Source organism: Arthrobacter sp. IK3 (assembly GCF_051337705.1).
In the GTDB taxonomy this organism is placed as follows: domain Bacteria; phylum Actinomycetota; class Actinomycetes; order Actinomycetales; family Micrococcaceae; genus Arthrobacter_B; species Arthrobacter_B koreensis.
The window spans coordinates 12,340-39,095 of sequence record NZ_JBPPSW010000012.1; the positions used below are offsets into that span (position 1 = coordinate 12,340).

Sequence of the window (26,756 nt, forward strand, 5' to 3'; positions counted from 1 at the left end):
CCTCCATGAGCGAATCGAGAAAGTCACGGGTCACGTTCACCATCCTGGCGACAATTGTCCGGCCCGCCATGAACCTCATGATGGGCCGGAGCTGGGAAGGAACGGAGAACCTGCCCAAGGGCCGCGGATTCATCGCGTGCCCGAACCACGTGACTGAAATCGATCCGCTCGTGGTGGGACATTTCTTCTACAACCAGGGGATCCTGCCGCGCTATTTGGCCAAGGCATCCCTGTTCAAGGCCCCGGTGCTCGGCCCGGCGCTGCGGGCCACCCAGCAGGTGCCCGTCCAGCGCGGGGGAGCCGGAGCCGCGGCCTCCCTCGAGGGAGCCCAGCAGGTGGTCGACGCCGGCGGCGCCCTGATCGTGTACCCGGAAGGAACGCTCACACGGGATCCTGACCTGTGGCCCATGAAGGGACGGACCGGTGCGGCGAGGCTGGCGCTCCAGACCGGCGCGCCGGTGATTCCGGTAGCGCACTGGGGTGCCCAGGACGTACTGCCGCGCTACGGCAAGATGCTGCACCTGTTTCCCCGCAAGCGGGTGCGGGTGCTGGTCGGTACGCCGGTTGACCTCTCAGACCTGCGCGGGGTTCCGCTGACCAAGACCGTGCTGGAGGAAGCAACGGAGAGGATCATGGCCGAGCTGAGCTCCCTGGTGGCGTCCCTGCGGGGTGAAACCGCCCCCGCTGAGCGCTGGGACCCGTCCCGCAAGGGACAGAAGGCGGTAGGACGCGGCTACGATCCTGAAGAGGAGAAGAAGAAGTGACAACCGACTCTCTTCCCGGAAAAGTGGCCGTGCTCGGCGCGGGCAGCTGGGGGACAACGTTCGCCAAGATCGCCGCTGATTCCGGAGCCGCACGCAAGGCCGAGGTCCAGATTTGGGCCCGCCGGCCCGAGGCAGCCGAAGAAATCAACAACACCCGGCGCAATACGCGGTACCTCAAGGACACCGTCCTGCCGGCGAACCTGCGGGCCTCCGCAGACGCTGCGGAGGTGCTCGCGGGAGCCCAGCTGGTAGTCCTTGCGGTCCCGGCCCAAACCCTGCGGGAGCGGCTGCGCGAATTCCGCAGCCTGTTTCCGAAAGACGCCGTGATCCTGTCCCTGATGAAGGGGCTGGAAGTTGGAACGGACGCCCGGATGAGCCAGGTCATCGCCGAGGAACTCGAGTGGCCTGAGAACCGCATTGCGGTGCTCTCCGGGCCGAACCTTGCCATGGAAATCGCCCGCGAGGAACCCACCGCCTCCGTGGTGGCGTGCTCGGACCTCGCCGTTGCCGGCTGGATTGCGGCAGCCTGTACGGCTCCGTATTTCCGCCCGTACACGAACACGGACGTGATTGGCACGGAGATCGGCGGGATCGTCAAGAACGTGATCGCGCTGGCTGTGGGCATCTGCGAGGGAAAGCAGATGGGAGACAACACCAAGGCATCGGTCATGACCCGCGGCCTGGCCGAAACCACCCGGCTTGCCGTAGCGCTGGGAGGCAAGACCGAAACGCTCTTTGGCCTCTCCGGCATGGGCGACCTCATCGCCACCTGTTCTTCTTCGCTCTCCCGGAACCACACCGCGGGACGGCTCCTGGCCCAGGGGCTCACCCTGGATGAAGTGACTGAGACCATGGCCCAGACGGCGGAAGGCATCAAGTCCGCCCAGGCGGTGCTGGACCGTGCCACCCAGCTGGGTGTCTACATGCCCATTACCGAGAACGTCGTTGCAGTGCTGCAGGGCGCCATTTCAGTAGACGAACTGGGCCCGCGCCTGCTGGCCCGCGAACTCAAACCCGAAGGTGTACACGCATCATGAGCGTCCAGCCCGTTTCTTCCGCCGGCGGCTCCAAGCCGCGCGTAGCCGTTCTTTTTGGCGGGCGCTCCAGCGAACACTCGGTCAGCTGCGTGACCGCGGCCGGCGTGCTCGAGGCAATCGATCACAGCAAGTACGACGTCGTTCCCATCGGCATCGCACGCAACGGCCAGTGGTCGCTGGTCTCCGTGGACCCGGAACAGTGGTCACTGCGCTCGGAGTCCCTGCCGGAGATCACTGCGGGACCCGAATCCGTCGTGATCTCCAGCGACGGCGGTTCCCAGGAGCTCGTCTCCCACGCACCCGACGCAATGCCGCGCTCCCTGGGACGGATCGACGTCGTCCTGCCGCTGCTGCATGGACCGTTCGGTGAGGACGGCACGCTTCAGGGCCTGCTGGAAATGGCGGATATCCGCTACGTCGGCGCCGGGGTCCTGGCCTCCGCCGTCGGGATGGACAAGCACTACATGAAGGTGGTGTTCGCTGCCGCCGGCCTGTCCGTTGGACCGTACGAGGTCATTACGGACCGCCAGTGGGCCCAGGACGCCGATGCATGCCTGGAGCGCGCCTCGAAGCTTGCGTTCCCGCTGTTCGTCAAGCCGGCGCGTGCCGGCTCATCCATGGGCATCACCCGGGTGACCGAAGCAGCGGAGCTGCGTGCCGCCGTCGAAACGGCACGGCAGCACGATCCCAAGGTTGTCATCGAAGCCGGCATTACCGGCCGTGAAATCGAGGTGGCCGTCCTGCAGGGCCGCGGACACGATGATCCGCGCACCAGCCAGCCCGGTGAAATCGCGGTCAATGACGGCGGCCACGAATGGTACGACTTCGAAGCGAAGTATGTTGACGGCGCCGCAGCGGAACTGAGCTGCCCGGCAGACCTGCCCGACGACGTCACCACCCGGGTGCGGGAACTGGCGTCCGTAGCCTTCGAAGCAGTGGGCGCCGAGGGCCTGTCCCGCGTCGACTTTTTCTACACCCCGGACGGGAACCTGGTGATCAACGAGATCAACACCATGCCCGGCTTTACGCCGATCAGCATGTACCCGCAGATGTGGGCCAAGTCCGGGCTCCCGTATACCGAACTCATCGACGAGCTCATTTCCCTGGCGCTCGAGCGCCCAACGGGCCTGCGCTAGCGTCTGTCCGGACTATCGGGCGGCCCGGGCTTCTGGCTAGCCCGGAAGCTCGACGTCGCTCGTGGCGACGCATTCGCGCGTCTGCTCGATGCGGGACACGGCGTTCTGAAGCTCCACCAGCACGGTGGAGGAGGCAACCTTCCCGGTGTCGAACAGTACTTCGACCGCCGGATCCCGGCCGTACGTTGTGGCCGTCCACAGGCTGCCCTCTTCGCGCAGCACCCAGTCCACTCCGTTTACGGTTGCGCAGGCGTCGGTCGTGGGGCCGGGAACAGGAACTCCGCAGCGGACGATAATCTCGGCCGGCCTGCCCCACGCGGAGGTACCCTGGCTGGTGGTTTCCCGCTGGTCCGCGCCTGCTAGGTTCTCCGGCATGGAAACCATGACGGTGGCGCAGTCGGGATTTGCCGCGTCCGGAGCGGCTTCGACGTCTGCGGCGGGAGTGCAGCCGGTCAGGACCGCGGCCAGAACCAGAGAGCCGGCTGATATGGCTGCCGGAAGGAATTTCATGCTCCCAGCGTATCCGTCCTTCCGCGTGTGCCTCGAATCGGATTGGTGCCGCGGTAGTAGGCTCTGACGAAAACCACAAGGGTAAGTAGAAAGATTGATCAGTGACGGACTTCTTTTCGGACGTACAGGAGGAACGGGCTCGGCAGCGGCATCCCGTGCGGGCCACTATCCTCGTGCTCCTGGTACTGGTCCTTGTCGCGGGGGCCATGGCCGGGGGATATGTATGGAACCTTGCACGGACCTTCAACGAAGGGACCCAAACGATCGCCGGTGCCTTCCCGGAGAACTCGCCGGAAAAAACCAGCGCGGCTGCGGACTCCCGCAACATCCTGCTGATCGGCTCTGATACCCGGGAGCCAGGAGCGGACGCGCGGTCCGACACAATGATGCTTGTGCATGTTCCCGGAGACCACTCTTCGGTGTACGTGATGTCCATTCTGCGCGACACCTGGACTCAGATCCCGGGGCACGGCGAGCACAAGATCAATGCCGCGATGGCCCTGGGCGGCGTGCCGCTGATGGTGGAAACCCTCCAGGACATGATCGGCGTGCCGATCGACCACGTAGCTGTTATTGACTTCGAAGGATTCAAGGGCCTCACTGACGCCCTGGGCGGGGTTGAAGTGGACAACGCCCAGGCCTTCCAGTCAGAGGGTGCCAATGGTGAGTACTTCGCTGCCGGGCCTTTGACCCTGCAGGGTGACTCGGCGTTGAAGTTTGTCCGTGAACGCTATGCGTTCGCGGACGGTGACTACCAGAGGGTTCGGAACCAGCAGGCGTTTATGCGCGGCCTGCTGACGAAGCTGATCTCCGCTGAGACTCTGGGCAACCCGCTCCGGCTTTCCGCCGCTACCGGGGCCATAGCACCCTACCTGAGTGTTGACGAAAGGCTGGACGCGCTACGGGTTGGGGGGCTCGCCGTGGAACTGCGCGGGGTGAGGTCCGGGGACATCGAGATGTTCACCCTGCCGAACGCCGGGATCGGGACTTCCACGGATGGGCAGTCAATCGTCCTGCCTGACGAGGCAGCCGTTACCGGTCTTTCCGAGGCCCTGAAAACCGATACTGTGGCTCAGTATGCCCACGGCCTGAATGGAGAGTAACTAGGATGAGCAGCCCCAGAAGCACAGCCATGCGCGTGGCCGCAGCGGCAGCTTTGCTGACGGCCGGTCTGGGTGCTCTCCCCGCATATGCCGTAGACGGGGAGCTGCCCCCGATTGCTGTGGAGACTGAGCCCCCGGCTGAAACTCCTCCCGCCCCGGCACCGGATCCTCAACCGGAGGTTACACCTGCACCGGGGCCTTCGACCGCGCCCGCCCCGGCACCAGCTCCCGTCCCGGCTCCAGCACCAGCTCCCGGCCCGACCCAGACAACCGTGCAGCGCAATCCATTTGCGGGTTACGCCGTCCATCCCGGCACCGGGTACCTCATCGAGCCCGGAACTAACAACCTGATCGATGCCAATACCGGCCTCTACACTGACCTGCGGTGGGACCCCGCCACAAACACCGTCATCGATGCCCTGGGTTCCGCTGAGGAAACCGACGCGCCCGAACCGACGCCTGAAGTCGCTAATAAGGAAGACAAAAAAGAACGGCAGCCTACCGAATCGGCCGCGTCGGCCGCAGTAAAGAAGCCGACCCCCGCCCCCACGGCAGAGCAGGCCGTGGCAGCTACGGACCGGGTGAGCGCAGACTCCGGAACCAACTGGAGCACCCACTGGCTCACCCGCAGCGCCGTCTTCCTCGCGCTGGCAGGTGCCGGAGTTGCGTACTATCTCAAGCTGCAAAAAGGCTCCCCAAGAACCGCGCAAGGCAAAAACTGAGTGAACATTAGGTAGACTGACCCTGCTTTATATGGGGGTCTATAACCGTGCCCCCGGATTCGGGGGACCAACTTGCGCGCACAACTGCTCACGCACTCATATCTGCCGGAGCACAGTCCGCCCCAGCGCCGCTGGACCCAGCTCATCCGTTCCTTCCGTGATCTGGGCTGGGACGTCGAAGTTGTGGCTCCCGTGGCACACTCGCCTGCCGGGCGCCGCACCCTGCCCCGGAAGGTGGCCGGCCGTCCTTTCCGCACGGACCGTGGACGCTATGGAGAATCGGTCCGCAGAGCTCCATATCTCTGGCACCCCACGACCCGTACGGGCCGGTTCGCGGATCAGTGTTTTTCAGCAGCAGGAAGCGTCATCGCCGCGCTGATGGGTCCGCGGCCCGACGTCATCGTAGCCACCGTCCCGTCACTGCCCATCCTCGGGGCAGGCTACCTTGTCGCAAAAATGCGCGGGGTGCCTCTGGTAGCCGACATGCGTGATGCCTGGCCGGATATTGCCCGCGACGCGCGGCTGATCCAGGGCGGGGCCAAAAGCCTTGTAGAACGGGCAATCATTGCTATCCAGCAGCGCGCAGACCTGATCGTCACCGTGACACACGGTTTCGCCCGCACCCTGCGGGACCGCGGCCTTCAGAACGTAGCAACCATTACCAACGGGATTGATACCACAACCCGCGAACTTCTGCCCCCGCCGCCGGCCGAGGCAGACCGACTTGAGGTCCTCTATTTAGGCAACCATGGAGAGAGCCAGCGGCTGGAAACAATCATCAAGGCGGCAGCACTATCCCGGGACTATGTCCGCCTGACCATGGTGGGACACGGTGTCCGGCGCCGCAGCCTTCGGGCCCTGGCTGAGGCGCTGGACGCACCGGTGGAGTTCCACGAACCGGTGCAGGGAACCCAGGCGGTCATGAGCTTCTACCGCCGCGCGGACACCTGCGTGATCTCTTTGCGCGATGACTGGAAATCTTTTGAGACCACGATTCCTTCCAAGACCTACGAGGTTCTGGCCGTCGGACGCCATGTAACCGGCATCGTCCTGGGCGAAGCACGGGAAATCATCGAAGAGTCCAGGGCCGGAGACGTTGTGCGCTCTGACCCTGCCCTGATCGCGGCACTGTGGAAGGAACTCGCACAGGACCGCAGCCGTCTCCTGACCGGCACCTTAGGCCGGGACTGGGTGGAACTCAACGCCAACGTCGACACTCTGGGACGGTCTTACGCCGAGTTGCTTGCCGCAGTGGCAGCGAAAGGCCGGGACCGGTCTTGAATGCAGCGAGTATCCTGCGGAACTTCCGCCTCGCGGCCGCCACTGCCCTCGAACACGCAGGCGGAGACCCGGCGGTCCTGGCGCTACAGGCCGCGCGCCGTCTGCCTCCGGCACTGGTAAACCCCGCGGCCCGCACCGCTGCGGCCATGCCCGGTGTTCTTATGCCTTCCCTGGCCGACGTCATCCGCGGCAATCCTGAAAGCGCCCGGAAACGGATGCTGCAAGCCGCTGAAGCGGGGCCCGGCGCCCGGACTGCGGTTCGCTTGGCGGATGTTGCCACGGCGGCTGGTTACCCGGATCTGACCGAAACCCTCCTGGCTCCGGTTCCGTCCGCGGTCCCCGGCAAAGCCGCCGCTGCAGCACGGCTGGCTTGGCACCGCGGAGAGATGACTGCAGCGGTGGGCATGTTTTCGGGCGCCGGGAGCGGAGCTGAACGGCGTTTCCGAGAACGGCTGGCCAGTGAACTGTCCGTGTTCCAGGGCTGGGAACCTACACTCGATGCCGTTCGCGGCTACCTCGGGCGTGAATCCACCGTCCTGCACCTGCTCACCAACTCGCTGCCGCACACCGGAAGCGGTTACACTCAGCGTTCCCACTCCCTGCTCAAGGCCCAGACCGAACAAGGCTGGGAAGTCCACGCTGTGACGCGGATCGGTTACCCCGTTCAGGTCGGACGGCTTACCGCCACGGATCAGGACGCCATTGACGGCGTCACCTATCACCGGCTCCTGCCTGGCGCACTGCCCCGTGGCATGGCAGCCCGCCTGCAGCAGCAGGCCGAGGGACTGCTCGCCCTCGCGTTGCGCCTGCGCCCGACGGTGCTGCACACCACCACCCACTTCGTGAACGGGCTGGTAGTCCGTGCCGTAGCCAACGCCCTGGGCATTCCCTGGGTCTATGAGGTCCGCGGACAGCTGGCAGACACCTGGGCCTCGACCCGAGGGCCGGACGCGCGGAAGTCCGAGCGGTACCGGATGTTCATCGAACGCGAAGCCTGCGTGATGCGTAGCGCGGACGCCGTGGTGACCCTCGGCCAGGTAATGCTGGATGGAGTCCTTGGGGCCGGCGTACCCGCGGAGAAGACTCTCCTGCTGCCCAACGCCGTCGGCGAGGATTTCCTTTCCAACCCGCTGAGCCCGCGGGAAGCCCGCCGGTCGCTTGGCCTGCAGGAACCAGGGCCTGTAGTTGGCACAGTCAGCAGCCTGGTCAGCTACGAGGGGATCGACGACCTAATCCGGGCGTTCGCGGTCCTCGTACCCCGGCATCCGGGACTCTTCTGCCTTATAGTCGGCGACGGAGCGGCAGCACCGTCGCTGCGGCGGCTTGCTGCCGAACTCGGAGTAGCTGACCGGGTAGTTTTTACGGGTAGGGTGCCGCGGCACCAGGCCCGCCTCCACCATCAGGCAATCGACGTTTTCGTGGTGCCTCGGAAGGATCTTGACGTGACACGTGCGGTGACTCCGCTTAAGCCGGTGGAAGCGATGGCCTGCGCCAGGCCAGTCGCCGCCAGTGACCTGCCCGCGCTCGCGGAACTGGTCCATGACGGACGGGACGGCCTGCTGGCCAGTCCGGGGGACCCGGCCCACCTGGCAGACCGGCTCAGCACCCTGATCGGGGATCCGGACCTCCGCGTCCGGATGGGCAGAGCCGGACGGACGAAAGTCCTGGCGGAGCGGACCTGGGCAACCATGGCCCGGCGAGCGAACGGGCTGTACGGCTCACTTACCGAGGAACGGAAACCATGACGGCGGAAACCAAACAGGCAGTTCAGCCGCTGTCGGTGGACTTCCGGAGGCTGCAGCGGGTGGGCGCCCGCCCGGGGTTCGTGGACTATCTGATCAAAGTCTGGGATTACCGGCACTTCATTTCCTACGATGCCCGTGCACGGGTGCAGAGCGGAAACCGACGCGACCGGCTGGGAAGCATCTGGCTAATCCTGAACCCGGTGCTGAACGGACTAACCTACTATCTGATCTTCGGGCTGTTGCTGCAGACAGGCGCGGGCATCGAGAACTTCGTGGGCTATCTGGTGATCGGCATCTTCCTGTTCCAGTTCAGTGCCCGTTCAATTACCAACGGCGCCCGGTCCATCCAGCAGAACCGCGCCGTCATCCAGGCTTTTAGTTTTCCGCGGGCAACCCTGCCCATAGCCGTGAACATGCGGGAACTCTTCGCGAACATCCCGGTCCTGATAGTCATGGTGCTCATTGTGATGGTCCTGCCGCCCACGGAAGAAGTCACCTGGCGCTGGCTGCTGATCCTGCCGGCGCTGGCACTTCAGTGGATCTTCAACCTTGGAGTGGGCCTGATCCTCGCCCGGGTTATTTCCAAGGTCAACGACGTAGTCCATCTGCTCAGCTTCGCGCTGCGTGCGCTCATGTACGCCAGCGCCGTTTTCTACAGCTACGAACGGTTCATCGACCACCCGGTGCTGCTGCAGATCGTCCAGCTAAACCCGCTCTTCAACGTCTTGGACATTGTGCGCGACTGCCTGCTCTATGCGCAGGCTCCGGACTGGCAGTCCTGGGCCATCCTCGCCTCCTGGGCCTTCGGAGCGCTCGCCATCGGCGCTGTTTACTTCTGGCGGGCGGAGGAGACGTATGGACGCGCTTAAAGATCTTGAGTTCCTCGCCGAGGACCCCTGTGTGGTCATCGATGAAGTGAGCATGAGCTACCGGGTTCCGTCCAGTGAATCCGCAGGACGGCCCGGCGGACTGCGCGGACTGGTCCAGCGGGTTGCCGGCCAGCAGAATATGGTGACCGTCAACGCCCTGAATACCATGTCCCTCGTGGCGATGCGCGGTGAATCCATCGGCATTGTAGGCCGCAACGGATCCGGCAAGAGCACACTCATGAAGCTGGTTAGCGGGCAGATAGCACCGGACCGCGGCGGGGTCTATGCCTCCAGCACTCCCATCATGCTAGGGGTCAACGCGGCCCTGGTGCCGGAGCTGCCGGGGGACCACAACGTAGTGCTCGGCTGCCTCGCCATGGGGCTGACCCATGAACAGATCCAGGCGAAGTTCGACTCGATTGTTGAATTGTCCGGCCTGGAGAAAGCGATCCATCTGCCCATGCGCTCCTACTCCTCGGGTATGTCTTCGCGCCTGCGGTTCGCCATTGCGGCCAGCATCGATCCTGAGATCCTACTCATCGACGAAGCGCTCAACACCGGTGATGCACAGTTCGCAGACCGCAGCCGCAAACGCATGGACGAGCTGCGTGCCAACGCCGGCTGCGTGTTCCTGGTGAGCCACAGCCTGGATACGGTCCTGAAGATGTGCTCCCGCGTGGTTTGGATGGACAAGGGGGACCTCCTCATGGACGGCGAGCCTCGTGAGGTGGTGAAAGCCTACAAAGACTTCACCAAGCAGCTTTCCAAGGGAAACAACATCTCCGTTGCCAAGCTACGCACCGAAGCGATGGAGTCGCTGCAGGTCACCCAGGTTGTAGAGCGCGCCACCGGGCGCCGCAGCGCGAGGGGTAGCTAATGCCGGAGATTTCAGACCTTCGGACAGGGCTATGGCACCTGCGCGCCGGTGGGCCGGCACAGATGCGCGAGTGGCGGATCCGCCGGCGGGCGGAACGCGGTTTTGCCAATCCGGCCAACACCCGCGGGATCGAAGCCGGGTGGATTGGGCGCGGTTCCCGCCGCAGGCTGTCCTTCCCCGCGGCTGCACCCGCAGGGCGACCGCCACGGCGTCCTGACCTCACGGTCGGCGTCATTCTCGACGAGTTCTCGGCGCAGGCCTTCGCCTGCGAATGGACTACCCTGGCCCTGGATCCTGTCCTGTGGCAGACCCAACTCCAGGAGACCAAAGTAGACATGGTCTTCATCGAATCGGCCTGGGCAGGTAACGAACGCCTCTGGCGAGGGAAGATCGCAGCACCCGCCGGGCCCGCGAAACCGCTGGCGGATCTTCTCGGATACTGCCGCGAGCATGGAATTCCCAGTGTCTTCTGGAACAAGGAAGATCCTCCGCACTACGACGATTTCCTGCCAGCCGCGAAACTGTGCGATGTCGTCTTCACATCCGACGAACGCCGGATTGAGCATTATGAACGGGATTTGGGACACCGGAACGTCGCCGTTCTGCCCTTCGCTGCCCAGCCTGCGATCCACAATCCCGCCAGGCCCCGGTATGGCCGTCATGCCCGGGACATCGCATTCGCGGGTATGTACTTCGCCCATAAGTACCCCGAACGCAGGGAACAGATGGATCTTCTGCTCGGTGGCGCACTGGACGCATCAGCCGCTCTGCCGCTTGGCCTGGAGATCTTCTCCCGAAAGCTCGGCGGCGATGCCACATACCAGTTCCCGGCGCCGCTGGATTCGCGCGTCGTCGGCTCCCTCAGCTACCAGCAGATGCTCTCCGCCTACCAGGGCTACAAGGTCTTCCTGAACGTAAACTCCGTGGTCGACTCACCCAGTATGTGCGCCCGACGGATATTCGAAATCAGTGCCTCCGGAACCCCGGTGGTGACTACGCCCAGCGCTGCGGTAAGCGGGTTCTTCGCTCCGCATGAGGTGCCAGTGGCTCATGACCGGGCAGAAGCGGCTCTGCTGACCAAGGCACTCGTGCGCAATCCGGAACTGAACGACCGCACTGTGCATCTTGCCCAGCGCCGCATCTGGGCCGAGCATACCTACGCCCACCGCGCCGAGTCTGTGCTGGCGGCAGCAGCGCCTAAGCACCACCGCCCGCTGCGCCGGCCCACCGTTTCGGCTTTGGTACCCACCATCCGGCCGCACCAGCTCGCGAACGTGTACCGCACCCTGGCAGCCCAGCAGGACGTGGACGTTGAATTGGTGCTGCTGACCCACGGGTTTGAAGCTGATGCGAAAACGCTCCGGGAGCTCGCGGCCTCCAGCGGTCTTGAAAACGTGAGGGTGCTCACCGCCGGACGCGAGGTTCCGCTGGGGGAGTGCCTGAACCGGTGCATCCAGGCAGCGGGCGGTGAGATCGTCGCCAAAATTGATGACGATGACCATTACGGGCCCCACTACCTCAGCGACCAGCTCTACGCCCTGGACTACTCGGGGGCTGAAATAGTGGGCAAGCAGGCCCACTACGTGCATCTGGCCGCGTCAAAGGCCACAGTGCTGCGTTACGGCGAGCGCGAGCACCGCTATACGGACTTCGTCATGGGACCAACAATTACGGCTCCGCGCAGCCTTGCCCTGGACAATCCTTTTCCGCCCGTCGGAATCGGGGAGGACACCGGGTTCCTGCGAGCAGCGGCATCGGATGGCTTGAGGATCTACTCGGCAGACCGCTTCAACTACTACCAAATCCGTTCAGCGGCCGGCCACACCTGGCAAATTGCAGACGGCGAGCTGCTGGCCGGCGGAGACCTGAAATTCTATGGGGGACCGAGTGATCATACAGACCTTTAATCCGGGAGAGATCCAAACAGACGTCAAGACCGTCGCCGTCGTTGGCCTCGGGTACATTGGCCTGCCGACCGCGGCCATCCTGGCCGGCAAAGGACTGAATGTTATCGGTGTGGACGTTAACCCGGACACGGTGGAAGCGGTGAACGAGGGCCGCGTGCCGTTCGTGGAGCCGGACCTGGGTGTGCACGTTGCCGGGGCAGTCAGCCAGGGTTACCTCACGGCCACCGGGAGCGTCCCGCAGGCGGACGCCTACATCGTTGCCGTTCCCACGCCGTTCAAGGAGGACAAGAGCGCAGACCTGGCCTACATCGAGCAGGCTGCCCGCAGCATTGCCCCGCAGCTGCGTCCCGGAAACCTGGTAATCCTGGAGTCCACCTCCCCGCCCGGGACCACCCGTCACATGGCGGACGTCATCATGGCCCACCGTCCGGACCTTGCTGCCGGGCCCGACGGCGCCGAACCTGCCGTCCTTTTCGCCCACTGCCCGGAACGGGTCCTCCCGGGCAGGATCATGATCGAACTGGTGACAAATGACCGGATCATCGGCGGGTTGACTCCCGCGGCAGCGCAATCCGCCGCGGCTCTCTACAGCACCTTCTGCCAGGGCGGCATCCACCTGACCGACGCCACCACCGCCGAGATGGCGAAGCTCGTGGAGAACGCGTACCGGGACGTGAACATAGCCTTCGCCAACGAGCTCTCAGTCATCAGCGGCAACCTCGGTATCGACGTCTGGAACCTCATTGAGCTGGCTAACCACCATCCACGCGTCAACATCCTCCAGCCCGGCCCCGGTGTGGGTGGTCACTGCATCGCAGTTGACCCCTGGTTCATCGTTGCCGCAGACCCGCACAACGCAAAGCTGATCAAGACCGCACGGGAGGTTAACGACTCCAAACCCGGATATGTGGTCGCCGCCATCGAGGAAGCTGCAGAAGGCCTGGAAGCCCCGGTCATTGCCGCACTGGGTATGGCGTTCAAAGCCAACGTGGATGACACCCGTGAGTCACCGGCTGTGCAGATCATCCGGGAACTGGCAGCGCGCAACCCCGCGGCCCGAATCACCGTTGGAAGCCCCTTTCCCGGCATAGCTTTGCCCCTTGAACTCAAAAACGCGCCCAACGTTTCGCTGCAGGGGACGGACGAAGCGCTGGAGCAGGCGGACGTCGTTGCCCTGTTGGTAGATCATGACGCTTTCCGGGACATCACACCGGAACAACTGGCCGGCCGCCGAGTCGTGGACACACGAGGGTTCTGGCGGAATTGAGTACGGGAAAAACGGCAGCCCGCAGGCTGGCGGCCGCCGCCCATCCCGCCCTGAGGGCACGGATCAAGCGGTTGGCTGCCGGCCCGGCCCGTGTGCCGAACCGGGGGTTGGTCAGCGTTGTTGTGCCCATGTATAACGTTGCCCCATATCTGGAGCGATGCCTGGCCTCGCTGGTCTCCCAGTCCTACCGCCAGCTGGAAATCATCCTCGTTGATGACGGCTCCACGGATTCAACGGCGTCGATCGCTGCCGGTTATGCCCGGCGAGACCGCAGGATACGTCTGGTAAGGCTTCCCCACGGCGGCAACGGACACGCCCGAAACGAAGGCATCAAAGCTGCGCGCGGCAGGTTCATTGCATTCGCGGACGCTGATGATGTAGTCCCGGCCGAAGCCTATGAGGCGATGACCGAAGCGTTGGCCCGAACAGGTTCGGACTTTTGTGTCGGAGCCTACGGACGGATCCGCGGCACCAAACGCACCCCGGTGGCCCTGTCCACGAAGCTGCATCAACGGGAGAGGACCGGCATCCGGATCTCGGACGCCCCGGAAATCATTGATGACGTCTTTCTCTGGAACAAAATGTTCAGCAGGGAATTCTGGAACGCTTCAGTTGGCCCCATCCCGGAAGGGATCCGGTACGAAGACCAGGAAACCACGGCCCGAGCGTATCTGCGTGCGCGTGCCTTCGACGTGCTCACCCCGGTGCTCTATTGGTGGCGCATTCGGGAAGACGGATCCTCACTCACACAGTCCAAGCATTTGGTGGAAGACCTGAGAGACCGCCTGACGGTTGCGGAAGAGGTCACGCAGCTGTTTCGGGCGGAAGCCCCGGAGACAGCGCTGGACCACTGGCACGAACGGCTTCTGGGGACTGACCTGCTGCCGTACCTGGAACAGGTACCGGACGCAGCGGACGAGTACTGGGAATTGCTCCGCACCGGTGTGCGCCGGCTGATGCCTGCCGGCCTCGCCGGCCTTGAACGGACGGACCCCCAGACCCGCGTCATGCTCTACCTGGCTGCACACGGCCGAAGGGAGGAACTCGCGGCTGCAGTCGTTGACAGGATCAACAACGGTACAGCCAGCCCGCTGACCTTCGACGGCAATAGCATCACTGCACGCCCGCCCTTCCTCCGACTTCTTCGCAGCCCGGTTCCGAAGGAGCTGCTCTTGGTGAATCCCGGGGTGCTGGAACTAGAGTGCGCGGTTGACCGTGTGGAGTACGACGGCGCCGGCCGGGGCGTGCGTGCCTACGGCCACGCCTACGTCCGCAATGCGGACTGCCGCACCACCCAACTCCAGCTGACGGTCGGGGCCGGGAACGGGAGCGGAATCGTCCCGCTGCCGGTTGAACGCGTCCACGACCCGAACCTGGACCTGATTTCCGGAGACCGGAACTGCAGTTACGCGGACTCGGCCTTCACCGTGGACCTCACCGGTACCGAGACCGCCGAACTGCGGATCCGACTGGAGACAGCCGGTCACGTGCTGGAAGGCAAAGCGCGGCTTCCGGGCCCGCCGGCCACTTCAACCGGCGCGGGCGTACCCCAGGTGGAGGGTGCCGAAGCGGCAGGGGAGAACCTTTACCTTGATCTGGTTCAGGCACCCGCAGGTGCGTCATTCGCACTGGTGACGGCGCGTTTCCGCATTCCGGCCGTATCCACCCGCCTGCCCGCGGGGATGACGAGGCTGCGGTTCGAACTGCCCACTGAACGCTGGGGCAGAAATCTCCCGGCGCCGCCGTCGGGCGCATACACCCTGCGCTGGAGGCAGGACGGTACCCTGCCCGGTCCTGGTGACCCGGCTGTAGGAGTGCCGGAAGCCGCTGCTGGAAAGCTGCCGTCCGTGCTGCTGGCCGGCTGCCGCATCCGTGCATTCCGCACTCCCACCGGATCCATGGCTGTGGGTATCGGTGCGCCCCTGGGCGACGACGAAGCCGGGGCCTTTAACTCGTACCGGCTGCGCCGGTCGGCTTTCGCTGCGGAGCGATCCAGGGAGCTGCAGCCCGGCATCTTTTTCGAGAGTTTCGCAGGCAAGGGCTGCACGGACAGTCCGCGTGCGATTTCCGACTACCTTGCGGCGTCCGGTTTCGACGAACCGCTGTACTGGTCGGTGGCCGACCGTTCGGTGCCCGTCCCGGACTATGCCGTGCCGCTGCTGCAGGGCAGCACCGAATGGTACGAACGGCTTGCCACCACCGGCCGGCTGGTCAACAACAACAACTTCCCCTGGTTCTTCACCAAGGCACCGGGCCAGCTCTATCTGCAGACCTGGCACGGAACGCCGCTGAAGAAAATCGGACTGGACATTCCCCAGCGGACCCTGGCGTTGTCCTATCGGGACCTCATGCAGCGGGAAGCTCAATGGTGGGATCTCCTGCTGGCCCAGAACAGCTTCGCGGCCGAAGTCCTGCCCAAGGCACTCGGCTACTCCGGCACGGTCCTCACCGCGGGCTACCCCCGGAATGACGCGCTCGCAGCACCATACGGTGACGCCCGGCACAGGACACGGAAGCTGCTGGGCATCGGTGCCGAACAGAGAGTCCTGCTTTACGCTCCCACCTGGCGCGACGCCGTGCGCGACGACGCCGGGCGGTCGGACTGGGTGGGTTACCTCGACCTTGACCAGGCGCTGGGCCTCCTCGGGCCGGAGTGGACGATCCTGGTCCGCGGACACCACAACGTAGCAGCACAGCGGCGGCTCAACGTTTCCGCCCGTGTTCACGACGTCACCGACTATCCGGAAGTCAATGATCTGTACCTGGCCTCGGACGTACTGGTCACGGACTACTCCTCGGCGATCTTCGACTATTCGGTGCTCGGCAGGCCAATCTATTTCCTTGTTCCCGACCTGGCAGAGTACAAGGCCTCCCGCGGCTTCTACTTGGACTTCGAGGCTGACCTGCCCGGCGTGGCAGTCTCCGGAACGGCGGAACTAGTCCAAGCTGTCCGCACCGATTCCGGCTTCCGCATCAGCGAGCTCCGGGACTTTGCCCGCCGTTTCGCCCCGCAGGACACCGGAGGCGCTGCTGCCGCCGCAGCACAGGCCCTCCTCGAAGCGCCGGCAGACGCAAAGCAGGATCAATACCGATTGAAAGGCCCGAACCGTGGCTAGCGGACAGTTTTCCCTGGTAGTAGCCCTCTACAACGTGGGCGAGTATGTGCCCGCGTTTCTCGAATCGCTGCAGACCCAGACCTACCACGTCCGGGACCTGGACATCGTGGTCGTAGATGACGGTTCCACCGACGATTCTGCGGCCCTCGTCCGGCGCTGGGCAGCGGAGCACCACCCGGGACTGCGCCTCGTGCAGCAGGAGAACGCAGGCCCCGGAGCTGCCCGGAATACCGGGCTGCGGCTCGCATCCAACACCTGGGTCACTTTCTGCGACCCGGATGATGCTTTCCACCCCCGCTACTTCGAGGAAGTAGCCAGGTTCCTGGACGGAGACGTAAACGGCTCGGCACAGCTCCTGGCCACCCGTCTGGTTCAATTCAAGGACGGCACTGCCACACTCCGACACACGCATCCGCTAGGCAAGAAGTTCCGCTTCGGCAATACACTGGTGAGCCTCGATGAGAACCCGGAGTACATCCAGCTCCACGGGCCCACCGCGTTCCTGCGCCGGGAAGTCCTGGCCGCCAGCGGGCTTGAGTTCGATGCCCGCATCCGGCCCAAGTACGAGGACTCCAACCTCATTGGGCGGTACCTGGCTGCCGTGGAGGAACCGGTTCTGGGGATTGTTGCCAGCGCCCGCTATCTCTACCGCAGGGACCGCCAACGTGGCGCGTCGCTCGTGGCCAGCGCCTGGACTGACCCGCGCGCCTACAACGAACTGCCACGCTACGGGTACCTCGGCATGCTGCAGGACATCAAGCACCGTCTCGGGACCCTGCCCCAGTGGGCGCAGTACATGGTCCTGTATGACCTGGTCTGGTTCTATATTGACGACAAACGCATGCACAGCCAGACTGCCGGTGCCAGCCCGGAGCAGCAGGACACCATGCACGCACTGCTGGAGGAGATCTTCGACCTCATCGACCTGGAGGTCATCGACACTTTCAGCGTCGTAAGCCAGGGCTGGATCTTCCACAACATCCTGCGCAGCTATTACAAGAAGCAGGAGGAGAAGACCCCCGTTGTCCAGGAGTGGGAGCAGGACGAAATTCGGGGATCTGTGCGGTACTCCTACCTTTTCCATGGTGAGCTTCCGGCCGAGAAGGTCTTCGCCGCAGGCGCCGAGCTGGCCCCGCTTGCGGTAAAGACCCGGCACCACAGCATCCTCGGGAAGACCCTAATCAAGGAGCGCATCCTGATTCTCCCGCAGTCTGCGGACGTGCAGATCATGCTGGATGGTGAAGCTGCTGAAATCACCCGGAACCGCGGAGTACCCCTGCAGCCCGGACGCCGCCCCACGGTCCTTTCCGGATTCGAGCTTCGGGCTCCGGCTGATAGCGGAATGCGCGCCAAACCCGTGGCGATAGCCTCCCGCCTTCGGGGCAATCTCGTTGTGCACCGATCCCTTCAGGGCACGGGCATCCTCGTGGAACTGGTTGCGTCGGTGCGCCGCCGAGGCCGCCGGGCCACGGGACGGGTGCGCGCGCTGCGGAACGGCGCCGCTGACCGAAGGCTCATCACCCGGGCACAACAGGAACCAGCCGCCAGGAAGTACAAAGATGCGTGGATCCTCATGGACCGGATTGGGCGCGCAGATGACAACGCGGAGCACCTCTACCGCTATCTGCAGCATGAACGGCCGGATATCAATGCCTGGTTCCTGCTGGAGCGGACGAGCTCAGACTGGGACCGGTTGAGCGCAGATGGGTTCAAGCTCGTCGAATACGGCTCGGATGAGTCAGTGCTGCTCTACCTGAATGCGTCCTTCAAGATCTCCTCCCACGCGAACGGCAACGTTGAGTTCCCCGTAAGTCCTCGCCGCTTTGGAACAGGCCCGGCACGGTTCGTCTTCCTGCAGCACGGCGTGATCAAGGATGACATGTCCCTGTGGCTCAACGGCAAGGACATCCGGCTGATGGTTACCGCTTCCGTGGCGGAGCACGTATCTATCGCCGGGGACGGCAACAACTACAAACTCACTTCGTATGAAGTGAAGCCGACCGGCTTCGCCCGGCATGACGCCCTGCTCCGGGCAGCCAAGGCATCGCCGCTCGAAGAGCGGCGGAGCATCCTGGTTGCACCGACCTGGCGGCAGTACCTGGGCAAAGAACTCGCCGCCGCAGAGAGCGACGCGGAGCGGGTGCGTATCTTCGAACAGAGCGAGTATGGCAGTGCGTGGCTGAATCTCCTGCGCTCGCCGGGGCTGCGTGAGCGATGCCTGGCAATGGGGGAGCAGATCGTCTTCCTTCCGCATCCGGAACTGGAAGTGATGGTCCCGTTGCTGGATCTGCCGGACCACGTGAAGCCAGCGGCCTACAAGGATATTTCGGTCCAGGAAAAGCTGGTGCAGGCCCACACAATGGTCACGGATCACTCCTCCATCGCGTTCGACGGCGCCTACGCCGGCTCAAGGATCGTGTATTTCCAGCCGGACAGTGACGAAATTTTCGGCGGAGGACACGTTTACCGCAAGGGATACTTCGACTACGAGCGCGACGGCCTGGGGCCTGTGGCCGAGTCCGTCGAAGCCGCGATTGGATACCTGACCAGGAATGACCAGGAGACGCTCCACGCACCTTTTTCGGAGCGTATCCGTGGGACGTTCCACCACTGGGACTCAAACAGCTGTGCTCGGATTACAGCGGCGGTTGAGGGTCTAGTCTTCACATAGTTGAGCGGCACAAACTGATCTATCCTGCTTCACGAATAATGCTTCCGTTCTGTGGAACTTTAAGGTGCGCTGTATGACATTGCCCGTGCAAGTATAGTGCTGCCTCACCGAGGTCATTAGACCGTAACACCTATCATGTTGGCTCTTTTGCGGAGGGCCCCTTGATCCTAGGCTTTGGCAGGTCCTTGCGCGTCGGAGGACGGGACAAGGACCTGCCAAAGATTGAATCCGCCAGTCCGTTATAAGCTCAAAATCGCATCCACAACACGTTTGCAGTTATCGGTATCGATAAATGCAAATGACTCCTTCACCCGCGCCTCGTAAATATCAAGTGACTTGAAGTTGCTGTTCATACTATCAAATAATTGACCCAGCATGCTGACCAGATCGTACGCTACGGGACCGAATCCGTCCGTTTCGTAATCATAATAGCCCTTACGATAGTTGTGCCGACCATTAAATATATCTTCGGCATCGAACTGATAGTAAATCACGCCTCCACCGATCAGAGCGACATCAAAGGCGACCGAAGAGTAATCCGTAACGAGCACTCGCGTATTCACAAAGATATCCTGAAAGCTCACATCGGTGCTATTTACAGTCCGAACGTGTGGGGGCAGCTTGATATCTGCAATTAGTGACGCCAGTGACGGGTGTAGCACGTATAGAACTTCTAAACCGGCGTTCGATGCCGTCTTTTCCAATGCCTCACTCCGCAGTACTTCAAGCCAGTTACGACCATACTGGGATGACTCGAATACCTGGAGACGTTCTTGATGGGTACGGCATGATTCGAGTTCTGTTCTCAGATCCTGGCGCCAAGTAGGCATCACGAGCAGATACCGGCGCTGGGAAAGCGGCGATAAGTTGGACTTTCGGATTAGTTCGTCATATCTCGGGAAGCCGGTAAGTCTGGTTTCAGATGAGGTGTATCTGTAGGGACTGTCATCAGCGGCGATTGATTCATATTCTTTGACCGTTGCCGTGGCGATCATGGATATGGGCTTTGGATTAAGCCAACGCGACAAATCATCTTTGGTGACACCATGTTGCAGAAAGATAATCTTCCCTCTACCCGCACCGAATCTCGCAGGAGAGACCGGAAACTGTACGTCGAAGGTTGCATCTGAGGAGATCTTATACATCGCGTTCAAAGCTAAAGCCACGGCATCGTCTGAATCTGTCTGGACGAGGCGGAAACCTTCCGCCTCCAGTCTCTTCCAATCCGGTGAGGTCCGATCCAGCAAGAACCAAGCGTTTATGTCGGGCCGTTCTCTCATGAGGTATCTGTATAAATGCTCGCCGTTATCATCAGCAGAGCCTGGTCTGTCCATGACCAGCCACGCGTCACGATATTTAACCCGACTCAACTCAGACTTAGCGAAGGCCACTCTCTGAGCGTCTATCGCCTTAGCTCGTTCAGCCTGCTTGGCTTGACTCTTCCGATCAAGCACCCTGCGCCCAATGGCGAGGGCGGCCTGCGGAGCAGACGACGCGGACACCAGTTGCTCTATGCGTATTCGGTTTTCGACCTTTTGACCCAGTCTTTCAAGCTTTGATAAAGACCGCGGAATGACAGGGATCTTCGCAACGGCAGGCACCTTTTTAGTGACCTTCTGCCCGAGGGTTCTTGGCCGCTTTCCTGGAAGAAGCACTAGCGCCGTTGAGTGGTCACGTTTCGGATTCCACGCCTGAGGACGTGGCGGCTTTATTGGCGCGGGAGTGTTGTCAAGCCTAACCATCGGAGTGCCATTACCAGACGTCCAGAGCATACGTTCGTAGAAGAAAATTTGGCCGTAGTAAGAGTGCGAGACGGTCTTGCTCTTCACTGGAACCTGTTTATGGCCATCGACGAAGATTTCTTCCAGTGGCAGAGGCCCGGAGAATGCATAACCTATCTTCATCTGGCGTGCGGTTGGCTTTGTCCAGATAACAACAGAGCGGAGACGGGACCCACGGCCCTTGAAATGGACAAGCATGGCCTGTCTCGTCAACCACGACATAGATGTCAGGTTATATTGTTCGATAGCCTCGACATCAATCAGCGAAAAAATTCGCTGGAGTAAATCGTGGAAAACTGCAAGGCTTTCCTTGGGAAGCCATGCACTTGCACTGTGCATCTTTTTGTCCTCGGTCAAATACCATTGGACATCGTATAGAACCATGTTCTGAGCCCATACTGGGACGTGTCCCAAGGTATTCTGCAACCCTTGCAGCATCCCCAAATACCCGAAGCGCAAAACCTCGTCATACCGCTCCAGGCGACCCCAACTGGACTGAACCAGAGAGGAGCCGTCGCCCCGCTTCCTATATAGGTAGCGAGCAGAGGATACTAAGCCGACGATCGGGCGGCTGAATGTGCCGAGGTATCTTCCAATCAATTCGGCGTCCTCGAAAGTGGGCCTTATGCGGTCGTCGAATTCCAAGTTATGTTTGGCAAGCACGGATCTGCGGAGGAAAGTCGAAGCGCCACCCAACTGTACGTAGTTGGGGTCAGCATTTAGATCTATTAGTTTGTCACCCGTACGATATTTGGCGCCCAGTGGATGTGTGTCAGAGATCTTTGAAGTTTCTTCTTGCCAGATCATCACCCGGGCTGTCAGCATCGAGGCAACCTTATTTACGTCCCTGGACAGAAAATCTGCGACCCGTTCAAAATAGTCCGACTGTAGAGCGTCATCAGGATCGCAGAAGGTTATCCATTCGTTGCTGGCCATAGATATTCCGACATTGCGTGCCGAGGCCGGTCCGCCATTAACCTTCGTCGTGTGTCGGATAACATCCGGGTAATTTTGCGCCCATCTTTTTACTATCTCGTAGGACCTGTCTGTAGATCCATCATCGACGATTACGACTTCCAGTTGCCTGAATGGGTATGTTTGCCTCAGTAAGGATCGAAGGAACGTTTCTACGTAATCCTGCACCTCATAGAGTGCTACTACAACTGAGAATTTACCTTTGACCACTGGATATCCCCTTGAAAATGCGCTTATTTCTTATGCTCAGCTGACTGCGATGGTATGAGTAGAAATCCCCGCCTGACAACATGAGATCCGGTTGTCTAGCTCAATGCTTATCCGGCGGTGTCGCGCTGTAGGTGGTTCTTCTGCCAGTACTGTCTTCGTTCTTAGGTAGTTCGCGAGGGCTGCATTGAACTGCCGCGATTGTTCGTTGTTCCACGCGGCAGCGAAGTATATTTCCAATTGGAGGTCCAGCGCATCGTCGAACATACCCTCATCCAGGAGCCGCACGAGATGCCCGTAGTTGTGTGCAGCTCCCTTGTGGTTTCCGAGGCTCTCGAGGCACCGAGCATACCCCCTGACTGCACGAAAATACTCGAAGGACGTTTCACGCTTATCTGCCCGGAGCATTGCTGCCTTGCCGGCGAAGAAGTTCATCGCCTTTCGGTATTGACCTTGGAGGACGAGACACTCATTCAGATCGAGTTCGATTTGGAGCCGGCGTTCAGGCAACGAGGAGATCAAGGACTCATTCGCTCGTATTGCGGCGCTAAATGCGTCAATGGCCGCACCATAATTTTGAAGAGTCCTGTATGATTCGCCGATTCTCCTATTCACGCTTACCCTGAAGCTTTGGTTTTGAGGTACATCGGGAAGAAGGCGGATCACCTCTTTGTATATTTCAAGGGCGCCTGTAACGTCACCCGACGTCTGCTTATCACGCCCAACTCCATAACGGGCTTTAAGAGTCAGCAGGCTCTTTTTGCCTAGAGTGCGAGCGAGATCAAGATGGAGCTCTTCGAACTCAGCGATGTCTGTACCCGAGGACGCATTCGCCCGTTTCATAGACGCGTGTGAGTAGCGAGCGACGACAGTTTTTTCGTGGTTCCGCCCGAGCACCTTATGAAGCACGGGAAGCAATACCTCCAGACCCGCTAACGCAGAAGCCGTCTTGTCGTCGTACGCATCCAGAAGGCATATCCCCAGCCGATGGCTAAGCGTGTCTTCACCGGCAACGCTGGCACCGGAAACTAGATCCAGAGCGAGTGTACGAACTGCTCGAGCAGCTGCTGAATGGCCATCGGCCAGAAGCAGTTCAGCCTCAACGTCCATAAATTTGGGAACTAGTGTGGAGTTGGTGCCCAGGGACACCTGAGCACATCGACGGGCCGCGGAGATCGTTCCACGTGCTGCCAGAGCGTTGAGCCTAGCTGCGAGTGATCCAAAGTAGAAGGCGCCCATAAGGACCGGAAATCTCGTACGAGCAGGCCTGCGTAGAAGTGGGGTGCAGAGCTGTCCAAATGACTCGTATGCGGACTCATAATCTCCCAGCGCATATGCAGCGTGAGCTTTGCCTTCTAGTGCGAGCTCGCGCCGACTTGCATTGAGTGCTGGTTCGATTTCACTGCGGTTGTTCACCAACTCGGAGAATGACTCAGCCGCGTCTCTAACATGACCAGAGGCATAGGACCGCCATGCACTGAACAGTCCATCCAGCCAGTCATTACCCGGGTCCGATGGGGCATCGCTGGCGAAGGCCTCCGTCATGGCATCCCCGAATCGCACGCCGCGCCAGCCGACTTCATTCCAAGCTTGTATGTAGAGGAGCACATCGGATTCAGTGGCGTTGCTACCGCTCAGAGCACGCAAGTTAGCGGACGAACCGCGAAAGTCCCCCGCGTGAGTAAGCGCCCACGCATGCTGGATCGCACCGTTCCAGTGGTCATTTGCATTGACCCCGGAATCAGGCCGGATGAAGGATCTCGTGTCGGTCGAAGCGTGTTCCGCTTCGCCGGCAAGATTGTAGAAGAGTGCCCGCTTTACTTTCGTTGCAGGGATCGCGTAGATATCCGCAAATTCGGCATCAGGACGAGGATCGAGTGCTCTGGCCGCGCGCAAATAATCGCCATCGGAAGCCATCACGTCTCCGAGCAGCATCAAGGCTTCGTGTCTGAGCTGAAGAGGCAAACGGTCTTGCCCAACAATTCGATTCAATTCTAGAATCGCGGCGGAGGAAGTCTCTTGGATTCTCAGGCGTGTCTTTACAAGGGCCAAGTCCAAGGCTCCTTGGCCGGCAGCATCCAAGGATTCAGGGTAATCTGCCACCGCTTCGAGGAAACCTAGGGCACTCTCCGTGTCCCCACATGCAATCAAAAGATCCGTATGGTCCAATATGGGGTCAATATCTATTCGAGAGCCAAAGGAGGCTTTACGTAAGACATTCATAATTTCCATCTCAAGTTGCAAACGTAACTTGGGTTCAACCCCTGGACTTTTAGAATGTAATATTTGACTTCCCCATGCATGCATATACTGTATTGTACAGTGTTGCAGACCATATTCGCGGATTTGAGTGCGTGTCCTAGCAGGTGTAGGAGTGCAAGTGACTGCCGCCTATCCTCTCAGCGCCAGCAAGCTCAGTTTGTAGTGGCGGTGCTTCCGGGGCTTCACTGCAGGGCTTCAGTAACAGCGATACAGAAGGGAAGCCATGGCAACTGCTGGTGATTTCAACTATGAAGGCGTATCGGTCACCTACAAATTTAGGCCCGCTCAGGGGGACAGGCAGAACCTGGTAGTCATCTTCAGTGGGTTCAGGGCCTTCGGTACCTACGATTTCGACAGCGTTTCGTCTGGTCTGAGGGGCAACATCCTGTGGATTCAGGACCAGTTCTTTGGGAACTACTCGTATTACCTCTGCCACGACTTGAATTTCAGAATACGCGACGCGGTCCACGCTTTGATCGAAGCCACGCGTATAGAACTTGGGCTAGATAAGCAGCATTGCACGGTCGCAGGTTTCTCTAAAGGTGGCTCGGCAGCCTTATACTTCGGGATTAAATACGACTATGGCGCCATTGTGTCTACCGTCCCTCAAATGAATATAGGCTCCTATGCACACAAGAATTGGCCAAAAGCTTTTGAAGCGATGACGATCAGCGGGTCTGACGAAGAACGAAAACTACTGGACAATATTCTTCCCAGTTTGATCATTGAAGATGATAAGACAGATAGAAATATTTATCTATTCTCGTCACCTGCCGATATTCAGTTTACTACCGAGGTGGAACCGTACCTGCAGCTCTTCGCCAAATATGAGAACTTCAACTTTGTGCTAACCGACTCTCCGCTGGTTCGTGAACATATAATGGTTACCCGATATAATGTTCCGCTTATTCTATCGGTTTTGGCGATGCTCATAGACGGCGTGGCGCCACGCCTCGGGGCTGTAAAGAATGGTTCAGGGCACCACGCTTCATCGTTGCCTCGCCAGTCTCTTGAGAAAGTCAGACGTCGCCAAGAGACTGTCGTGAAGCTGACGGCGGCCCCAATCAAAGATGGGCGTCTTTATGCGGAAGGTTATGGTTTCGTCAAGGGGTATGAGGCGAGACGATATGGCGACATCAAATGGACCGTCCTGTTTGAAGGGTCTGCTGTCCGTCATGCCGTCCGGGTCGGTGGTACGCCGAGTCCCGAACTGAGTAATCAATACTATGACACCGAGTATTGCGATTACTCGATCGCAGGATTCGCCACCCTGGGCCACAAGGGGATCAATCTAGACGATCTCCCAGACGGGCTCTATAAGATGAAACTCGAACTGACACACGGGGGAGTTGTCGCGCTTGAAGACTTGCCCTCTACAAGACCTGTGGAAATTTGGGGAGAATCCGGTTCTAGTGTGGTTGGGGTTCTCGGGACGCATGAAGGTACGACGCTGATCAAGAGACCGGTAATCGGCGCTGAGGCACATGGAGCGTACTTCCAAGAAATCGACCAGTGGATCAGGGGGATGCGATATCACGTGGAGGGATATTTCGCTGTGCCGGGCTTCGAGACCCCGCGGTATGCGGATGTGAGCTACTACCTCGTACTGAAAGCCATCGAGGAGGACTACCGCACACACGTTTTCCGGCTCGGCTCGGCGCACCGCGACGGGGTTAGCAATCGGTTTGCAGACGCCTGGGGCGATTACTCCAAGAGTTACTACGCTACGCCGCAATACGAAGGGGTGGATATCTCCGCTCTGGCTCCCGGGAAGTACCAAGTCAACGTAAGCGCGCGCTTTGGTCGGACCATGTACTCGAAGAGACTCGCATCTACGTTGGTCGTTACAGACGGTGAAATTGCCTTCGGCTGAGTTCAGCACGACCGCATTCCACGTATCTTGCACCCTTTAGGTCTGTGCTGGTAGGAATAATCCAGAGGATTATTCCTATCACGCTGTGGGTGAAGCACCTAGCGTTCAATGCGCGAGGTTTCAGCCGTAGCGGTAAAGAGTGTCCGCTGCAAACTCGACCAAGGTAATGGTGATCAGTTTGCGTTCGAAGACTCTAGAAGACACGAGGTTTTATCGGTAGACTCGCCCTGTGAATCATCAGAGGGGTGCCATTGTTGTAGTCCTTGGAGGAACGAAGGTTCCGAGGGGAGGACTAACTCGCTCTGCCCTTAACCGTGCGAGTCAGATAGCCACACGCGGGTACAGTACTCACCTTTTCACCTTCGATTATCGTCCCGACTTTGCTGACCACGTAACGGATCTTCGAGCTCAGGGGCTGCTGCACCGGGACGTGAATTTTCACAACTTCTATGACTCTCTGCAGCACCACTCTCGATGTATCGATAATTCCAGCACATACGTCAGTCCGAGCAAGACCGATCTGATTGAGCAGGTGGAAAATGACAGATTCTCTCGGTTTTTCAGTCAGTCAGGCGAGCTGGTATTCTCCGAACTACGAGGCGATTTGCGTAGCCTATGGCGGCGGTACTATACCGACTTCAGAATTGAAAAAA

The 26,756-nt window shown here is 60.7% G+C and carries 17 protein-coding genes; 14 read left to right on the forward strand and 3 right to left on the reverse strand.

The window, feature by feature from the left end; all coding sequences use genetic code 11:
• Positions 1 to 5 precede the first annotated feature (5 nt).
• The 3 genes from ACSLGO_RS15270 to ACSLGO_RS15280 are packed head-to-tail and all read left to right on the forward strand — an operon-like array spanning position 6 to position 2,937.
• On the forward strand, positions 6 to 764 hold the full coding sequence (locus tag ACSLGO_RS15270; RefSeq protein WP_387006450.1) for a lysophospholipid acyltransferase family protein: 759 nt from the start codon (positions 6 to 8) through the stop codon (positions 762 to 764).
• The gene (locus ACSLGO_RS15275; protein WP_387006447.1) at positions 761 to 1,801 is read left to right on the forward strand and encodes an NAD(P)H-dependent glycerol-3-phosphate dehydrogenase; all 1,041 of its coding nucleotides are present in this window, start codon (positions 761 to 763) and stop codon (positions 1,799 to 1,801) included. Before ACSLGO_RS15270 ends, ACSLGO_RS15275 begins: the two co-directional genes overlap by 4 nt.
• Positions 1,798 to 2,937: a D-alanine--D-alanine ligase family protein gene (locus ACSLGO_RS15280; RefSeq protein ID WP_436401416.1), complete on the forward strand. Its 1,140-nt coding sequence runs from the start codon at positions 1,798 to 1,800 to the stop codon at positions 2,935 to 2,937. The genes ACSLGO_RS15275 and ACSLGO_RS15280 overlap by 4 nt, the downstream gene beginning before the upstream one ends.
• A 36-nt stretch (positions 2,938 to 2,973) precedes the next feature.
• On the opposite strand, the gene ACSLGO_RS15285 is transcribed toward ACSLGO_RS15280, so the two are convergent.
• Positions 2,974 to 3,447, reverse strand: coding sequence for a DUF3515 domain-containing protein (locus ACSLGO_RS15285; protein WP_436401417.1), 474 nt, complete (start codon positions 3,445 to 3,447; stop codon positions 2,974 to 2,976).
• Between the two features lie 101 nt (positions 3,448 to 3,548).
• Here ACSLGO_RS15285 and ACSLGO_RS15290 point away from each other — a divergent pair, with 101 nt between their 5' ends.
• The 10 genes from ACSLGO_RS15290 (at position 3,549) to ACSLGO_RS15335 (ending at position 19,005) form a co-directional block, all read left to right on the forward strand.
• On the forward strand, positions 3,549 to 4,550 hold the full coding sequence (locus ACSLGO_RS15290; protein ID WP_436401418.1) for an LCP family protein: 1,002 nt from the start codon (positions 3,549 to 3,551) through the stop codon (positions 4,548 to 4,550).
• Between the two features lie 272 nt (positions 4,551 to 4,822).
• Positions 4,823 to 5,272, forward strand: a complete 450-nt coding sequence (locus ACSLGO_RS15295; protein ID WP_436401419.1) for a hypothetical protein — start codon at positions 4,823 to 4,825, stop codon at positions 5,270 to 5,272.
• Between the two features lie 72 nt (positions 5,273 to 5,344).
• Positions 5,345 to 6,553 carry a glycosyltransferase family 4 protein gene (locus ACSLGO_RS15300; RefSeq protein ID WP_436401420.1) on the forward strand — a complete coding sequence of 403 codons (1,209 nt, stop codon included), beginning with the start codon at positions 5,345 to 5,347 and terminating at the stop codon, positions 6,551 to 6,553.
• Positions 6,550 to 8,298 carry a glycosyltransferase family 4 protein gene (locus tag ACSLGO_RS15305; RefSeq protein WP_436401421.1) on the forward strand — a complete coding sequence of 583 codons (1,749 nt, stop codon included), beginning with the start codon at positions 6,550 to 6,552 and terminating at the stop codon, positions 8,296 to 8,298. The genes ACSLGO_RS15300 and ACSLGO_RS15305 overlap by 4 nt, the downstream gene beginning before the upstream one ends.
• Complete coding sequence (locus ACSLGO_RS15310; protein WP_436401422.1) at positions 8,295 to 9,167, forward strand: ABC transporter permease; 873 nt, start codon at positions 8,295 to 8,297, stop codon at positions 9,165 to 9,167. The genes ACSLGO_RS15305 and ACSLGO_RS15310 overlap by 4 nt, the downstream gene beginning before the upstream one ends.
• Complete coding sequence (locus ACSLGO_RS15315; protein WP_436401423.1) at positions 9,154 to 10,044, forward strand: ABC transporter ATP-binding protein; 891 nt, start codon at positions 9,154 to 9,156, stop codon at positions 10,042 to 10,044. The genes ACSLGO_RS15310 and ACSLGO_RS15315 overlap by 14 nt, the downstream gene beginning before the upstream one ends.
• A complete protein-coding gene (locus tag ACSLGO_RS15320) occupies positions 10,044 to 11,951 on the forward strand; it encodes a glycosyltransferase family protein (protein ID WP_436401424.1) in 1,908 nt (635 codons plus the stop codon). Before ACSLGO_RS15315 ends, ACSLGO_RS15320 begins: the two co-directional genes overlap by 1 nt.
• Positions 11,932 to 13,218, forward strand: coding sequence for a UDP-N-acetyl-D-mannosamine dehydrogenase (gene wecC / locus ACSLGO_RS15325; RefSeq protein ID WP_436401425.1), 1,287 nt, complete (start codon positions 11,932 to 11,934; stop codon positions 13,216 to 13,218). The genes ACSLGO_RS15320 and wecC overlap by 20 nt, the downstream gene beginning before the upstream one ends.
• 122 nt (positions 13,219 to 13,340) lie before the next feature.
• Positions 13,341 to 16,334, forward strand: a complete 2,994-nt coding sequence (locus ACSLGO_RS15330; protein ID WP_436401471.1) for a bifunctional glycosyltransferase/CDP-glycerol:glycerophosphate glycerophosphotransferase — start codon at positions 13,341 to 13,343, stop codon at positions 16,332 to 16,334.
• Positions 16,327 to 19,005 carry a bifunctional glycosyltransferase/CDP-glycerol:glycerophosphate glycerophosphotransferase gene (locus ACSLGO_RS15335; RefSeq protein ID WP_436401426.1) on the forward strand — a complete coding sequence of 893 codons (2,679 nt, stop codon included), beginning with the start codon at positions 16,327 to 16,329 and terminating at the stop codon, positions 19,003 to 19,005. Before ACSLGO_RS15330 ends, ACSLGO_RS15335 begins: the two co-directional genes overlap by 8 nt.
• A 239-nt stretch (positions 19,006 to 19,244) precedes the next feature.
• On the opposite strand, the gene ACSLGO_RS15340 is transcribed toward ACSLGO_RS15335, so the two are convergent.
• Positions 19,245 to 21,971 carry a bifunctional glycosyltransferase/CDP-glycerol:glycerophosphate glycerophosphotransferase gene (locus ACSLGO_RS15340; RefSeq protein ID WP_436401427.1) on the reverse strand — a complete coding sequence of 909 codons (2,727 nt, stop codon included), beginning with the start codon at positions 21,969 to 21,971 and terminating at the stop codon, positions 19,245 to 19,247.
• A gap of 36 nt (positions 21,972 to 22,007) precedes the next feature.
• The gene (locus tag ACSLGO_RS15345) at positions 22,008 to 24,275 is read right to left on the reverse strand and encodes a hypothetical protein (protein ID WP_436401428.1); all 2,268 of its coding nucleotides are present in this window, start codon (positions 24,273 to 24,275) and stop codon (positions 22,008 to 22,010) included.
• A 178-nt stretch (positions 24,276 to 24,453) separates the two neighbouring features.
• Here ACSLGO_RS15345 and ACSLGO_RS15350 point away from each other — a divergent pair, with 178 nt between their 5' ends.
• Positions 24,454 to 26,103, forward strand: coding sequence for a hypothetical protein (locus ACSLGO_RS15350; RefSeq protein ID WP_436401429.1), 1,650 nt, complete (start codon positions 24,454 to 24,456; stop codon positions 26,101 to 26,103).
• Positions 26,104 to 26,756 lie beyond the last annotated feature (653 nt).

Bases quoted from the DNA above. Each gene is read 5' to 3' on its own strand.
- ACSLGO_RS15320 (WP_436401424.1), top strand. From the start codon at position 10,044: ATGCCGGAGATTTCAGACCTTCGGACAGGGCTATGGCACCTGCGCGCC.
- ACSLGO_RS15315 (WP_436401423.1), top strand. From the start codon at position 9,154: ATGGACGCGCTTAAAGATCTTGAGTTCCTCGCCGAGGACCCCTGTGTG.
- ACSLGO_RS15270 (WP_387006450.1), top strand. From the start codon at position 6: ATGAGCGAATCGAGAAAGTCACGGGTCACGTTCACCATCCTGGCGACA.
- ACSLGO_RS15350 (WP_436401429.1), top strand. From the start codon at position 24,454: ATGGCAACTGCTGGTGATTTCAACTATGAAGGCGTATCGGTCACCTAC.
- ACSLGO_RS15310 (WP_436401422.1), top strand. From the start codon at position 8,295: ATGACGGCGGAAACCAAACAGGCAGTTCAGCCGCTGTCGGTGGACTTC.
- ACSLGO_RS15280 (WP_436401416.1), top strand. From the start codon at position 1,798: ATGAGCGTCCAGCCCGTTTCTTCCGCCGGCGGCTCCAAGCCGCGCGTA.
- ACSLGO_RS15285 (WP_436401417.1), bottom strand. From the start codon at position 3,447: ATGAAATTCCTTCCGGCAGCCATATCAGCCGGCTCTCTGGTTCTGGCC.
- ACSLGO_RS15345 (WP_436401428.1), bottom strand. From the start codon at position 24,275: ATGCATGCATGGGGAAGTCAAATATTACATTCTAAAAGTCCAGGGGTT.